Source organism: Clostridia bacterium, from assembly GCA_034926675.1.
In the GTDB taxonomy this organism is placed as follows: domain Bacteria; phylum Bacillota; class DTU025; order DTU025; family DTU025; genus JAYFQW01.
The window spans coordinates 1-14,629 of record JAYFQW010000043.1 but is presented as its reverse complement, the minus strand read 5'-3'; the positions used below and the strand labels follow the sequence as shown (position 1 = coordinate 14,629).

The window sequence follows — 14,629 nt, the reverse complement described above, 5'->3', positions numbered from 1 at the left end:
GTCTCACGTCGTGCGCCTCTCACGTCGTGCGCATCTCACGTCGTGCGCGTCTCACGTCGTGCGCGTCTCACGTCGTGCGCATCTCACGTCGTGCGCGTCTCACGTCGTGCGCGTCTCACGTCGTGCGCGTCTCACGCGGTGCGGACGTCACGGCGTCCCCACTGCGATGATTCTTCCATGAAGCTGATGACCTTCGCCCTGAGCGGATCACCAGGCTCTGCACCTGAAACGAGGACTGGGCCTGCTACAGGGTTGATCCTGGAGAAGTCGACATCCATGACGAACAGGACTTCCGAGCAGAACGGCGAAGTCTTCGAAAAACATCGAACTGCATCACAGCACCCACGACACGCACAGACAGCACGGCACAGACGCACTACTCTCAGTCGAGGTCGGGGAGTCCCGACGCGCACAGATCCTCAGCTCATACGCTAGTCCCCCTTAGCGGAACTATCAGGTTCGGCCCATGCAGGGAAGGAGGATTCGCTATGCAGATCTACGTCGCGCGCCAGCCCATCCTGGATCGCAGAGGCAGGATCTTCGGCTACGAGCTACTCTTCAGATCCGGGCTTGAGAACGTGTTCGCTTGCAGCGATCACGACCGAGCCTCCCTATCTGTCCTAGTCAACTCCTTCCTAGCCATCGGGATCGATAGGCTCACTGGCGGAAAGCCGGCATTCGTGAACTTCACGGAGAACCTGATTCAGGAGGGGATTCCTGCCCTCTTCCCTCCCGGACTAGTAGTTGTTGAGATCCTTGAGTCCGTCCGTCCCTCGGAACCAGTACTGACCGCACTAGATAGCCTGAGGAACATGGGGTTCAGTGTCGCTCTCGACGATTTCGCAGGGCAACCCCGCAATGGCGTTGATCAGTTCCTGGCCCGTGCCAACATCGTCAAGGTCGACTTCCTGCAAACCACACCCGAACAAAAACGGCATATAGCGAATTCGCTCATCTCGACCGGTCACACTATGGTCGCTGAGAAGGTGGAAAACCGCGCCGTCTTCAACTCCGCCCTCGCGGCAGGATATTCGCTGTTCCAGGGCTATTTCTTCAGCCGTCCTGAGGTGCGGGCAGGCCGCGACGTATCGCCTGCACAGATCAACAGCGTCAGACTAATCACAGAGATCAACCTTGCAGATCCCGATTTCGGCAGGATTGCCGAGGCCATCTCCCATGATCTTGCCCTCTCGTATCGCATCCTGCGGATCATCAACTCGGCTGCATACGGTCTCAGATACAGGATCACGTCGATTCGGCGCGCCATTGCCATGCTCGGCCTCAAGGAACTCAGACGGTGGATATCCCTTCTCACCCTGGCTAGCGTGATTGATGACGTTCCCGACGCACTCCTCGCCGTTGCAGCATCTAGAGCCAAGTTCGCTGAGCTGCTGGCCCCCGCCGCCGGCATCGCCGACCGCGCCTCTGAGCTCTTCCTGACAGGTCTGTTCTCCGTCATCGATGCTATCCTGAAAAAGCCCATGGCGGAAGTCATTTCAGACCTCCCTCTGCCCCGGGATGTTCGTGCGTCCCTCGTGGGCGATGACAGCCCGCTCACACCCGTCCACATGCTGGCGGTAAGCTACTGCAATGGGGCTTGGGCCGACGTGGAGCGCCTATGCAGCGAGCAGGGTATCGATCTGTCGACTCTGCCTCAAATGTACGAACAGTCCGTGGAGTGGGCCAACATGCTTACCACATCCACGGACTGAATTCGAGAACAGACCTAATGGCGGCCAACTCAGCTGCCCTGCAAGCCCCATGGCTAGTATTCGAGAACGAAGCCCGCCCCGAGCTTGTTCATGGATTCAAAGAAACCGGGATACGAGATATCGTGGCATTCCGCATCGGTGACCGTTGTCTGCCCCTCGGCGGCAAGCCCGGCAACGGCCAGAGCCATGGCCACCCGGTGGTCTCCATGGCTCGCCACGATGGCCCCACGGAGTGCGGCAGGGTAGATCGTCATAGTGTCATGGGTGTCTTCCACGCGCCCACCCATCTTGGCGATCTCCTCTTTCATTACGGCGACCCGATCGGTTTCCTTGGCCCGCACCATCTCAAGCCCTTCGAGGCGCATAGGGCTCCGGCCGAAACACCCAGCCACTGCAAGAATGGGCGCCGCATCAGGGATATCCGAGCAGTTGATCGTGACGCCCTGAAGTTTCCCGGATTGCTCCACAGTCAACGTCTTCTTCTCCGCGTCAAGTTTGAGGTTGGCGCCCATTCTCTGCAACACGTCCACTATGGCGGCGTCTCCTTGGCCTCCCGACACATCCACATCCTCAATGACCAAAGTCGAGCCTGTGATGACTGAAGCGACAAGCGGGAAGGCTACTGACTCCCAATCACTTGGAATGGCCTCGTTGACCGCCTGATATGCCTGGGGTCCGGTAACCTCAAAACTGCGATAGTTTGCCCTATCATAGTGAACCTGGATGCCATGGGCTGTCATCCAATCCACGGTCATCTTCAGATACGGTCTCTCCTTAGGATCGGCTACCTCGATCCTCACTGTGCCATCCGCAAGTGGCGCCGCCAGCAGGACTGACGACACATACTGCGAGAACCTGCCGTCGAAACGCACAGTCCCAGATTTCAGCGGTCCGCGCACGATCGCAGGTGGGGGCGTTGTGCCTCTGGTAGTAAACGCCTCGGCGCCCAGGTTTCTCAGTTGCTCCAAGAGTGGCAGTATTGGCCGCGCTCGGATCTGCTCGTCGCCTGTTATCACCGCCCAGGTGGGGAGGGTGGCAGCCATCGCTGTGACGAAATACAGGGTGGTGCCGGAGTTGGCGCAATCTATTATGTTGTCGGGAGTGTGAAGGCGTCCTCCGGTCCCTTCCACGTGCCAAACACCCTCAGCCATCTCGATCTTCGCTCCCAAGGCACGGCAGGCCTCAACTGCGGCAGCGCCATCCCGGCTAGCCAACGGATTCCCAATAGCCGATCTGCCCTCAGCCATCGCCGCAATGCACACCGCTCGTATGGTGTGGCTCTTGGATCCAGGGACAGTCAGGCGTCCGGCCATGGATCCGGGCCTCACTATTGCCTTCATCATAAACGCCTCCTAGCCGCGTCGTGTTGCACAAGTGGCGCGTTGTGCGGACCGCGCAATCTGCGCCTACTCGGCGCCTACTCGGCGCCTATCGATGCTATCCGCCAGGCGCCACGGATTCAATTGGCCGTAGCTCTCTTGCCCGTTGCTTCTTTTCTGTTGAACAGCCTTGTCACTGCTGGAATCCCGGAAAGGACAGAGATTACGATCAGCGCCAGCAGCACGAGGGTTATGGGATGAGCGAACATCGACACTAGCATGTTATCGCCTGAGGAAGCAAGAGACACCGCCCTGCGGAAGTTGCTATCCATCAGTGGCCCAAGCACGATTCCAAGCACCATGGGGGCGACTGCGTATCCGCGCTCGCGCATTGCGAACCCGAGCAAGCCGAATATGAGCATGACGAGCACATCGAACATGCTAGCGTTCACGGCATATGAGCCTATCACGCACAGCACCCCCACCACCGGCAGCAGAATGCGCTTGGGCACCAGCACTACCTTGCACAGAAGCGGCGAGAACACGATTCCAAGCAGTAGCATTACGAAGGCTCCAACGAACCCAGCAGCCAATATCGTGTAGAACAGGTCAGGAGTCTCAGTGAAGAGCAAGGGGCCAGGCCTCAGTCCGTGCACATAGAAGGCGGACAGGATCACGGCCGTAACCGCGTCTCCTGGTATAGCCAGAGTCAGCATGGGTATGAGCGCGCCTCCGATGCAGGCATTGTTCGCGGACTCGCTCGCGACTATGCCTTCCACCGCTCCTTCGCCGAACGGGCGAGAGGGTTTCTTCACCGTCTTGCGCGCGTGGTCATACGCCAACAGCGACGCCACAGGACCGCCCACTCCAGGCAGAGCTCCAATGAACGTTCCTATAATGGACGCCCTAAAGGAAAGTGGAAAGTGCTTAAACGTCTCTCTGAAGTCGACCTTCATCCGCCCAGCTGTCGCCGAAATCGGAGTCAGGTTGCGCTGGCCAATCTGTGTGAGCACCTCGGCGAAGCCGAATAGCCCGATCAGTGCAGCGACTAGACCGATGCCTCCCATCAACTGCGTGGACCCGAATGTGAACCTTGGAGTGCCCATGATCGGGTCGATGCCCACCATGCTGACAAGCACTCCAAAGACGGCACTGATCAGGCCCTTGGTGAAACTCTTCGACGTGAGTGATCCCACTGTAGTAAGCCCGAATACCGCCAGTAGGAAATAGTCAGTTGGCGTGAATGCCAACGCAATGCGGGTCATGGGCTTGGCAACCAGAGCGAGTATGAGAAGTCCTATCAAAGTGCCGACGAAGGACTGAGATGTGGCCGCCCATAGCGCCTTCGAGGCTTCGCCCTTCTGCGCCATGGGGAAACCATCGAGCGTAGTCGCGATGGAGGATGGCGCCCCAGGGATGTTTATTAGGATGGCGGATACCGCTCCCCCGAATACACCCGACACATACACGCCCATTATCAGTGCAAGAGCAGTCTTCATGGGCCACCCGTAAGTAATCGAAACCAAGATAGCTGTGGCCATTGTGACTGAGAGTCCGGGGATTGCGCCGACCAACAGACCAGCGGTCGAACCCGCCAGGACCATCAGAAAGAACTGGAGATCAAGCTGCGCGAGTACTGCGCCTACCACTTCACTCACTCCCTTTGAGCGCTAGGGCAAAGCCACCTTCAGCAGAACAGAGAAGATAAAGTACAACACCCACGGAGACCCGAGCGCTACCACTGCCATCATCGTCCAGCGGCGCTCGCCCATCTCATAGAGAAATGCGAATAGGTACAACACGGACGCCCAGGTAAAGCTGATGCGAGGTATGAGCCACACATAAATCAGGGACGTCACGAATACGATGACTATGCCCTTCCAGTCCATTGTCTCGCTAGGACTAACCCCGGCCGCGGATCCTTGCGCAGATCCGTCGGCGCCAGAGGCGCTGCTTGCACCCTCGCCGCTAGTCATCCGTGGGCCGGCCTTTCCAGCCCTCGCACCCTCAGCTATGAGAAGAACCGATACGAACAGGAGCGCTACTGCAGACACTGCAGGGAAAAGACCGGGAGACATGGACAAGCCGAGAATCCCACTGAGGCTGCGTGAGTATAGGAGCACCGCCAGGGCAATGGCCCCGAACACTACTCCTTCCATCAGGTCTATAGCAGCACTAGAACGTCTCACCGAAGAGACCTCCTCACCTGTGCATCTGTAGAATGGGGAGCCGAGATTGCGCGAGTCCGCGCGCTCGACTCCCCCGCGATCCATCGCGTTATGGCGTTATGGCCTGGGAATCTGGAAATCAGCCGGGCTGTACTTTGCAGCTCCTGCGTCGTAGAGCAGCCACGACACTTGGCTCGTCCAGTCCTTGCAGTAGGCCGCTATCTGCTCTTGGGTCTTGCTATGAAGCCTGGTGTAGTCGTTGCTATCGGTAAACTCTATCCACTCTTTGGATCGGCTCGCTGCTAGGGCAGTGTCTGTCAGGATCTTCTTGACCTGTGCTGGAGTGCCCTTCTTCACCAGCAGGTAGCTTGGGAAGTAGATGTGGATGTACGGTTTCAGAGATGGAAGAGCCTTGGTGATGGGCGGCGCATCGGGAAACAGCGGCGCGGGCTCATCCGAATGGACGGCAAGAGCTCGAAGCTGCCCGCTCTTCACGTAATCCACGACGGTAATGGTGTTGGCAAAGGTGAAGTCGACCTGTCCGCCTATGGTAGCCAGAAGCGACTCGCTTCCACCGCCGAACGGAGTCATCGAGATGTCCATGCCTGCCTTCTTCAGAAGAAGCCCCTGAATGTGACCGCTGGCGCCAGGGCCAGAGTAGGACATTCGGACCTTGCCAGGACGCGCCTTCACGTCGCGGATAAGGTCATCGATTGTGTGGTAGGACGATTTCGCGGGAACGACCAGAACTTTGGTGTCCTTGACCATCATCATGATTGGATCGAAATCCTCAAAACTGAGCTTGCTCAGGCCCATGGTCTGGAAGATGCCAGGCGTCTCAGCGGAGAGGATTACGTTGTACCCATCTGCAGCTCGGCCGTAGGCGGAATCCGTTCCGATGGCCCCCGACGCGCCCGGCTGGTTCAGGATGGTGACAGACTGCTTAAGCTCCCTTGCCCACAGCGGCGCGAACACCCGCGCCACGCGATCGGTGATTCCTCCCGCGCTCCATGGCACCACGAGGGTTATGCCCGACTTTGGGAAGTCAGCAGCCGATACAGAAACCACAGATGCTAATCCAACCATTCCCACAAGCACTGCGCTAAGTATGCCTCTCAAGGTTCTAGACATGTCTCGCCCTCCTCCTCGGCAAACGTTTTCCAAGTGCTCCAATTACGATTCTACTGGTTACTTGTTCTAATGTCAATGAGTCGTGGGAAAATTGCTTGCACATGGCGGCAAAACCAACTATACTTTGAGCTGATCATTGGACCGTAGTATCCCACATTCGTACTTTTGGAGGATGGTTGAGCAAATGCTTGCCACATATCCGCGGCAAACCGATCCCAGGACTGGAGCAGATCGGACAACTGATTCGGGCGCCGCCAAACTTGCGCCCTCGATCTACGTTGTCTTTGCCCTGCTGATCTCGGCATATTTCTTTTCTTACTTCTTCAGAGTATCCGCATCCGTGGTTCTTCCTCACTTCGCACTTGAATGGCGCATGAGTTCAGCGCTTACTGGCTTCATATCTAGCCTGTACTTCTATGCCTACGCCGTCATGCAGCCTGTGAGTGGCGCGCTGAATGACCGGTTCGGGCCACTGCGAGTAGTTGCCGTGGGACTGCTTATAGCTGGCGCTGGCGCGCTGATGTTCGCTTTCGCGACCCACCCTGCACAGCTCGCGGCGGGCCGAATCCTATTCGGGCTTGGTCTAGCTCCCATGCTCTCGGGAGCCCTTGTTTACCAGGCAGACTGCTTTCCGCCTGACAGGTATGCGTTCTTCTCAGGCCTTACCTATGCCATTGGCAATCTGGGATCCGTCGCTTCAGTGGCTCCACTCGGAGCAGCCATCGACGCCTGGGGGAGTCGCCCCGTTTTCCTGACGCTCGTCGTTCTCACAGTGGCCCTAAGCGCATCCCTCTGCATGATGCGCCGCCACGATCCTCGATACGGGCGAACCCTTCAGTGCAGAGGCAGGGCAGGCAGCGCTGGCAACACCGGAGGCTCTGGCCACTCGGATGACTCGGGCCACTCGGATGACTCGGGCCGCCTGGGCAACTCGGGTGGACTGCTTTCACAGCTCACAGAAGCATTTGGGAAGATAGTGCAATCAGTTCAGTTGCGCTCCATGAGTGCGATATGGACAATCTCGTTCGGCGCGCTCATGTCCCTTCAGGGTTTGTGGGCAGTGACATGGGCAGAGGTCGCCTACGGGGCGTCAGGCGCCTCAGCCAGGGCCTGGGCGACGATGATCGGCATCGGCGTGATGGCCGGGAATTGGATCGGAGCACAGGTGGCTGGGCCATCGTCAATGCGCCGGTCGGCCATTTCTGTGTCGAGCCTTTTCTACGCCTCATTTTGGGCGGCACTGTGGTTGGGCATGTGGGCGCGCTGGCCCATGGCAGCGACAGGCATGATTGGCCTATTGCTCGGGGTGAGCGCTGGAGTATGCTATACTCATCTTACGGCTGGCGTTAACGACGTCGCAGCACGAGGCCGTGGTGGAGCGTTGTTCGGAGCCATGAACATGCTCACTTTCACCTGCGTAATTCTCTTTCAGTGGGGCACTGGAGTTCTTCTGTCGCGCTTCTCGGGGGCAACCGCGGGCGCATATGCCCCGGAGGCCTTTCTCAGGATATTCGGCATGGTCGGAACTATAGTACTGGCAAGCCAGCTCGCCCTGCTGACCCTGAGGGGATTCGACCCGGAATCGTGACTATCGGCCAACCGTAGTGGTGCACACATCGCTGTGCTCCATGCACCGCAGTAACCAGTTCATCATGATACTCTCGCAACACGCAGCCGATGTGAGCAGCAGGAAGGCCACAACGAACTGATTGGGGGCGTACCATGGGCAAGCACTCGTCTCAGGCCAGGAGAGTGACGATAACCGACATCGCCGCTGCGGCGGGGGTTTCTATTTCCACGGTCTCGCGGGTACTGAGCGGATCGCGCCCCGTTGGGCCGGAGTTGCACAGAAAGGTCATGGAAGCTGCCGGGAGGCTCAGCTATAGGCCCAATCTAGCCGCAAAAGCTATGAAGGGCCAATCCATGCAGACGATCGGGATCATTGTGCCCGACATTACGTCTCCTTTCTTCGCCTCCATCGTGGCAGGGGCGCTGCATGAGGCCAGAAAGCACAACCAGCAGGTGATCGTCGCCTCCTCCGAGCGCGACATTAGCGTGGAAGAGAGCATTCTGGCCCAGTTCGCCGAGCTATACATTGACGGGCTCGTGTTCTCACCCGTTACGGCGCCCACTCCGGAGCCTGAGGCCGGGTTCGTGGAGGGTTTTCCAACTGTGATTGCAGCCCGGCGATCGGTAGTTGCCGGATGCCCACACGTGTACACCGACAATGTGCAGGGCGCCTACACGGCCACGAAATACCTTCTGAAACTGGGACGCCAGCGGGTGGCCTTTCTCGCTGGATTCTGGAAGCCTCCATGTACAGCACAGGAGATCGACGAAGCATCACTCCAACCCCGTGCTGGCGCCTTTTCCACACTAGACCGATTCACCGGTTACAAGAAGGCGCTGCTTGAAGAGGGGATCCCTCTAGATCTTGACCTAGTAGTCATGTCTGGCTACGATTTCCGGGCTGGTTTCGAAGCGGCGCGGGAGCTCACGGCCAGGCTCGTGCCTGTGCACGCCATTCTCGCAGCCAACGACCTCGTTGCCGCCGGCGCGCTCAGCTTCCTGAGGCATCAGGGAATCAGAGTTCCAGAGGACGTCTCCGTGATCGGCTATGACGACGGCATCGCCGCGCCGCTAACCGCCCCAGACCTCACTTCTGTGCATCAGGACGATTTCGGGATTGGACAGCGGTCAGTTGTCATGCTAGACAGAATGATCGCGGGAGAGGCGCCAGACGACGAGGTAGTCGGGACGCAACTCGTGATTAGAGGCTCCACCATCCATAGGACGACCTTGGGGGACTAGACGGGATCCCCTTCAGTTGCCGCCGAGGCCAACAGTGACCCGCTTGTCTCCAGGATCCTAACCTTCAGCGAGCCACGTTCGGAACAACCACTTCGTCTCCCACTCGAAGCCCATTCGGATCGCTCTTTAGGGCCGGGTTTCGCCGGAGTATCTCAGGCCAACGCCGCCCATCACCGTAGTAGCGCTGTGCGATGAGCCATAGGGTATCGCCTTTATGAACCGTATGGAGCACAGCGCCCTCGCTCCCCACGGCCGACAAGTCTATGCGGACTCCACCGAGCATGGCAGCGGCAACGCCCCGGAGGGCAGCCAAATCTGAGTCGCTCGGCACCGCGCCAGATACTTTCACAATGCCTCTAGAGGCCGTAATCGTTATGCCCCGGAATACCGCAGGATCCAGCGCATCCAGCACTCCCCTCATGGACGTGGCAACAGCAGACGCATCCGCGCCGTCGGGCGCCCCAGTCACTGCAGAAGCCGCAGGCGCCGAGGTCACCGCGGGCATCCCAGGCGCCGTAGATTTGGGTGCGATCGGCGCCCGCGCGGAGCGTCGCGCGATTGAGCCCCTCAGCCAGACTACCGCCAGGATGACCAGCAGGCAGCCTGCCAGAATCACGAGTGCCCTAGCAAAGACGCGCGGTTTGCGGGATGAGACCCGTATCCGGTTGGCTCTGGCAATCCCAGCCTTCGACGCAGTATTGCTCGGATCGATAGCAAGCGCACGCTTCCAACACTTCACCGCACGGCCATGCTCACCCATCTGCGCGTGGATCCGTCCCATCTCCACCCACGCCTCGACCATGTCCGGCCGCGCATTTGCCGCGGTGCGCAGCATGCGAAGAGCTCGCGTGAGGTTGCCAGACCGCACAGCCTCAAGCCCCGCATCATACGCCTCACTGGAAAAAGAACCGTCACCATCGGCGCCTGACTCAGGCCTGGCAGATGACGGCTCACGGTACTCCTTGCCCAGGTTTTTCGCCCCCCGTAAACGCCTTCGTCGTGTCAGACGGCGCGGATGACCCCGCCCCATCTATCTGACTGATCATGAACTTCCAACTGAGCGAGGCCGGGCAGCTAGATCCCTGCCAGGAATTCGCGCACTACTTCCCTGTATTCCTCCGGCTGCAGAGCGTACATGTCAGCGTGTTTCGCGCCAGGAACGATCCAGATCCGCTTCTTCCCCTGTTTCACGTCGTACATCGCCTGGCTCATCGACGCCGGGATCAGGTGGTCTTCTCCTCCGTGAATCCAGAGAATCGGCACAGCAGCGCCGCGCACACTCCGAATGGGCGACACGTCACTCATCCGGAAGCCGAGCCTGCGCTGCATCACGAAGTTGACAAACGAGACAGCGATCCCAGGCGGGAGATGCCTCTTCGCGAACTGCCTTCTCATCAGATCGGTCATGTCGGAATACGGACAGTCAGCGATGATAAACTGAGCGCGCCTGTTCATGCTCGCATACTCCAGCACCGTTGCTCCGCCCATCGACTGCCCGAACAGCCCGATCGTCACACCGTTGCCCTTCCTATGCGCTGCCCATTCAACCCATTGGTCCAGGTCATCCTTCTCTCGATACCCGAACGTGACATACCTGCCCTCACTTCGCCCCTGCGCGCGCTGGCTCACAAGGAGCACGTTGCAGCCCTGTTCAATGAACATCTCAGCCTGAGGAAGGTTGTGTGTGAAGAGCGCGGCATATCCATGCATGACGATGACGACCTTCTTGGATTCGGGATAGGGCTCGATGTAGAAGGCATGAAGTCTCAACCCATCGGCGCTGGTGATCGTGATCTCTTCCTTGTGAAGCGCATCGAACTGAGCCCGGGTGTACAATTCGTTTTTCTCCATGTAGTCGAACGCGTCGCCTTCGGTGGTCCCGCGGACATCGAACAGACGCCTCATCACATAGCTATCTCCGATTCCGTACGCCACACCTATCAGTGCAAGCACGCCCAAGACGAGGCCGAAATGCACTGCCTGCATAGCCGTCCTCCTCACCCATGACTCGCAGGGACCGTCTGCTTCTTCGCAGTTTCGTCGCTGACTTAATCTTATTCGCCTCCCGCGACAAGAACCCTCCCGCAGCACGTGGGGATGGGCTTCGTCTGGAGACCTCCCGGGGAGAAATCGCGGACCATCCACTGACGTTCTACCGGAAAGATCTATTTCCCCTTGTATAGAAGGAATCCGGTCTTCAATACAGAACAATCAGTCAAGCACATTAGCGCGTTTACACACCTGTTTTAACAGGCACTATGATCGGAGTTGCCACACTGAGAGAGGCACTTTTGTCGCCGCGCCGCAGTTTTCGATAGAGTATTTTGAAGAAGCGAAGGCCCTGCTGCGTGGCAGGATTCAAGGCGCCGCACGGGTCATCAGTGAGTTGTCGACAATCATATCCGCGAATACATAAAGAGGTGAGTAGGATGAGCAAACGAGAGAACGGTTCGCTGCAGTGCCTCGCAATCATAGTGTCATTGGTGATGGCGTTGTGCTTGGCTTCATCTGCAAATGTAGTAGCCGCTTCTGAGAACGCGCACTTGCCTACGATTGAAGAGGAATTGGCAATCAAGACCTGGCTCGTGGTTGGCCCGTTTTCCATCGGTCAACGTGAGGATTTTGTGGATCCGCTCTATGAACACGGTGGGCAGCTCCATATCGCGCCTGAAGCAGGTATGCAGCACTCAAGCACCATGACGCCTGGTGGAGTGGCCGAATGGAAAGCAGCTGTGGCGGACGCCAATGGATCTGTTGCAATCCCTGACACTGATGTGGACTTCGATAGGCGTGAATCCTGCTACGGTTTCCCAGGCTACCTGAGTTTGAACTATGGTTACGCGGAATTCGAGAGCTGTGGAGACCAACGCGTTCTCATACGTGCCGATCGCACAGCAGCATTCTGGCTCAACGGGATCCAATATGAGGGGAATCCCTACGGGTACGGGTTTGTCCTGATTCCCGCAGTTCTCAAGGACGGCGTGAACAAGGTCCTTGCGAAAACAACAAGGGGAGCCTTTACATTCCGAGTGTTGCCTGCTCCCGAACCCGCAGCATTCGCAATGGGCGATCTGATAGCTCCAGACGCCATTTTGGGCGCACGTCTCGATGCCTGGATTGGCGTGCCAGTTATCAACTGCACCGAAAAGGAAATTGATGTAGAAGTGGTTCTTGGCAGTGCAGATAATGCGCTGTTTGCACCTACCTCAACAAGGCTTGGCAGAGTGGCGCCGCTTTCGACCATCAAAGTTCCTGTTCCGGTAAAGACGCTTAGAGCCATAACAGACCAGGACGCTCCTGAGGGCAAGATGAAGTTGGCGATCACTCTTAGGACCGAGGGGTTTGAGGCGCAAGAGAGCATAACCCTGTCAGCCAAGTCGCCAACGGAGGTCTATACAACTACGTTTGTCTCCAGGAACGATGGTTCGGTGCAGAAATTCTCAGTAGTTCCACCAGCGAACTTCGATCCTGCTGCAAAGTATGGCCTGATTCTGACGCTTCACGGAGCGAGTGTAGAGTGTCAGGGGCAGGCAGCATGCTATTCCCCTAAAGACTGGGCGTACGTAGTCGCAGCCACAAACCGACGGGAGTTCGGTTTCGACTGGCAGGATTGGGGCCGACTGAATGCCCTTGAAACGCTGGACGAGGCGATGAAGGCATTTAGCATCGACCCAAACCGTGTATGGCTAACTGGGCATTCCATGGGCGGACACGGCACGTGGAACATCGGATTACAGTACCCTGACAAGTTCGCGGCAATTGCGCCTAGCGCTGGATGGAACAGTTTCGAAACCTATGTTCCATTCTCTCTGCGTCAAGACTGCGCGTTTGCGCCCCCTGAACTCCTAGCCATTCAGCAGAGTGTTGAACGTGGCAATAACTCGCTTGCAATAATGGAGAACGCGGCAAATCTCCCTGCTTATGTTCTGCAGGGCTCAGCCGACGACGATGTGCCTGTTGACCACGCTCGCCGAGCAGTCCAGACTCTCCGTTGGCTTGGGTCCGAGGTGCAGTACTGCGAAAAGCCTGGATTGCCACACTGGTGGGATGAGGAAGGCCCAGGAACAGCTTGTGTAGACTACCCAGAGCTCATGGATTTCCTTAAGACCCATACGCGTAATCCAGTGCCGACTAGGGTCGTGTACAAGACTACCGATCTTGGGATCAATAACGGCGCATATTGGGCTTGGATTGACAAGCAGACAAAGGTGTTCCACGAGAGCATCATAGATGCCAGGTCGGTCGCGCCCAATCGCATCGCTGTATCCACAGATAACGTCGCGCAGTTCACTCTTGATCTGAAAGAAGGCCTTGTTGGTCTGGGCATCGTGGATTTGGTCGTGGACGGGGAAACCATACCAATGACTCTTGGCCAGTATGGGCCTGTGACGCTCCATCGCACAGATGGCGGCAAGTTCACGCTCGGGCGCGTGGCTGCCACTAGGTTCGAGAAGACACCTGAGATGTTTGGCCCAATTCGAGCCGCCTATTTCAGCCCATTCGTTTTAGTCTATGGCACCCGGGGATCTGAGGATGAAACCAACGTTACGCTTAGCCTGGCTCGTCTTCAGGCTCAACGGTGGTGGCGACAGGGAAATGGCTATACGAGGATAATACCTGACACTGCCGTTACGGACGACATCATTGCCAACTATAACCTAATTCTCTTTGGAGGCCCAAACATTAACTCCTTCACGACAAGAATCAGTGAAGGGCTCCCTGTCAAAATCGATGGGCAACGCATTGAACTGGGCAATCACGCATACGCCCACGATAATCTGTCGGTGAGATTCGTATATCCCAACCCGCTCAATCCTAAGAGATACGTGGTGGTTAACGCTGGCACGTCCATCGATGGATTGAAGATGACCGAGTTGGTCAACATCATTCGTTCCTCCGCGCCGTTGCCAGACTACGTGATCTACGGCGAAAAGGCATGGGTCAAGGGGTGGAGCGGCTTTCTTGCCGCAGGGTTCTTCGACAATCGTTGGCAGGTTGATGAGTCGCAAGGGTACTTTAGGGAAACCGCCCGCTGAGTGGGCAGTCAACGCAAAGGACCATTTGCTGCTGACTACATATTGCAGAGGGAGAGGGCATGGCCCTCTCCCTTTCGTAATTGCAATCGAATGGGTCTCGTGCGAAATTGTGGCCCATGATCCGCTGACGTTCTGCCGGCGATATTTAGTTTCCAGGTATAGAAGGAATCTGGTCATCAATATAGCTCACGTTCCGCATGTAGCATATGGCAAGCAGGCATTTGGGGAATTACCAGCTAAAGGCTTATTTGCTCGCTAGCCGGATCGGCCACACACCAGTTCCGTCAGATTGTCGGTGAGTTGACTTACCGGTTGCTCGATCACTCGCCCGTTCCAGACCTTATCCGACTCATTCAGGCCGTAAAGGAATGAATTTCCATTAGCAGGCCTGCTAATCGGCTGAAAAAACCTTCAACCCTGTGCCGTCAGGGTGCTGAATATGGGACACAGAC

10 protein-coding genes are annotated in these 14,629 nt (G+C 57.5%); 4 read left to right on the top strand and 6 right to left on the bottom strand.

Features of this window, described 5'->3' with window-relative positions:
- Positions 1-488 precede the first annotated feature (488 nt).
- The gene (locus VB144_10820; GenBank protein ID MEA4884123.1) at positions 489-1,712 is read left to right on the top strand and encodes an HDOD domain-containing protein; all 1,224 of its coding nucleotides are present in this window, start codon (positions 489-491) and stop codon (positions 1,710-1,712) included.
- Positions 1,713-1,765: 53 nt separating this feature from the next.
- On the opposite strand, the gene aroA is transcribed toward VB144_10820, so the two are convergent.
- From aroA to VB144_10800, 4 genes are all read right to left on the bottom strand, one after another.
- Positions 1,766-3,052, bottom strand: a complete 1,287-nt coding sequence (gene aroA / locus VB144_10815; protein ID MEA4884122.1) for a 3-phosphoshikimate 1-carboxyvinyltransferase — start codon at positions 3,050-3,052, stop codon at positions 1,766-1,768.
- A 119-nt stretch (positions 3,053-3,171) separates the two neighbouring features.
- Entirely contained in the window at positions 3,172-4,680 is a 1,509-nt protein-coding gene (locus tag VB144_10810; GenBank protein ID MEA4884121.1) for a tripartite tricarboxylate transporter permease, read from the bottom strand.
- A gap of 21 nt (positions 4,681-4,701) precedes the next feature.
- On the bottom strand, positions 4,702-5,220 hold the full coding sequence (locus tag VB144_10805) for a tripartite tricarboxylate transporter TctB family protein (protein ID MEA4884120.1): 519 nt from the start codon (positions 5,218-5,220) through the stop codon (positions 4,702-4,704).
- A gap of 96 nt (positions 5,221-5,316) precedes the next feature.
- Positions 5,317-6,330 (bottom strand): tripartite tricarboxylate transporter substrate binding protein, encoded by a 1,014-nt coding sequence (locus VB144_10800; GenBank protein ID MEA4884119.1) that lies wholly within the window; start codon positions 6,328-6,330, stop codon positions 5,317-5,319.
- A gap of 184 nt (positions 6,331-6,514) precedes the next feature.
- Between VB144_10800 and VB144_10795 the strand changes: the two genes are divergently transcribed.
- Together VB144_10795 and VB144_10790 are read left to right on the top strand one after the other, a co-directional pair.
- On the top strand, positions 6,515-7,918 hold the full coding sequence (locus VB144_10795) for an MFS transporter (protein ID MEA4884118.1): 1,404 nt from the start codon (positions 6,515-6,517) through the stop codon (positions 7,916-7,918).
- Positions 7,919-8,052: 134 nt separating this feature from the next.
- Positions 8,053-9,141 carry a LacI family DNA-binding transcriptional regulator gene (locus VB144_10790; protein ID MEA4884117.1) on the top strand — a complete coding sequence of 363 codons (1,089 nt, stop codon included), beginning with the start codon at positions 8,053-8,055 and terminating at the stop codon, positions 9,139-9,141.
- Positions 9,142-9,205: 64 nt separating this feature from the next.
- Here the strand turns inward: VB144_10790 and VB144_10785 are convergent, their stop codons facing one another.
- Together VB144_10785 and VB144_10780 are read right to left on the bottom strand one after the other, a co-directional pair.
- Positions 9,206-10,171, bottom strand: coding sequence for a LysM peptidoglycan-binding domain-containing protein (locus tag VB144_10785; protein MEA4884116.1), 966 nt, complete (start codon positions 10,169-10,171; stop codon positions 9,206-9,208).
- Positions 10,172-10,215: 44 nt separating this feature from the next.
- The gene (locus VB144_10780) at positions 10,216-11,127 is read right to left on the bottom strand and encodes an alpha/beta hydrolase (GenBank protein ID MEA4884115.1); all 912 of its coding nucleotides are present in this window, start codon (positions 11,125-11,127) and stop codon (positions 10,216-10,218) included.
- A 443-nt stretch (positions 11,128-11,570) separates the two neighbouring features.
- Here VB144_10780 and VB144_10775 point away from each other — a divergent pair, with 443 nt between their 5' ends.
- Complete coding sequence (locus VB144_10775; GenBank protein MEA4884114.1) at positions 11,571-14,177, top strand: prolyl oligopeptidase family serine peptidase; 2,607 nt, start codon at positions 11,571-11,573, stop codon at positions 14,175-14,177.
- Positions 14,178-14,629: the final 452 nt, after the last annotated feature.

Coding starts and splice junctions, on each gene's coding strand:
- VB144_10820 (MEA4884123.1), top strand. CDS start 489: ATGCAGATCTACGTCGCGCGCCAGCCCATCCTGGATCGCAGAGGCAGG.
- aroA (MEA4884122.1), bottom strand. CDS start 3,052: ATGAAGGCAATAGTGAGGCCCGGATCCATGGCCGGACGCCTGACTGTC.
- VB144_10800 (MEA4884119.1), bottom strand. CDS start 6,330: ATGTCTAGAACCTTGAGAGGCATACTTAGCGCAGTGCTTGTGGGAATG.
- VB144_10795 (MEA4884118.1), top strand. CDS start 6,515: ATGCTTGCCACATATCCGCGGCAAACCGATCCCAGGACTGGAGCAGAT.
- VB144_10790 (MEA4884117.1), top strand. CDS start 8,053: ATGGGCAAGCACTCGTCTCAGGCCAGGAGAGTGACGATAACCGACATC.
- VB144_10785 (MEA4884116.1), bottom strand. CDS start 10,171: ATGGGGCGGGGTCATCCGCGCCGTCTGACACGACGAAGGCGTTTACGG.
- VB144_10780 (MEA4884115.1), bottom strand. CDS start 11,127: ATGCAGGCAGTGCATTTCGGCCTCGTCTTGGGCGTGCTTGCACTGATA.
- VB144_10775 (MEA4884114.1), top strand. CDS start 11,571: ATGAGCAAACGAGAGAACGGTTCGCTGCAGTGCCTCGCAATCATAGTG.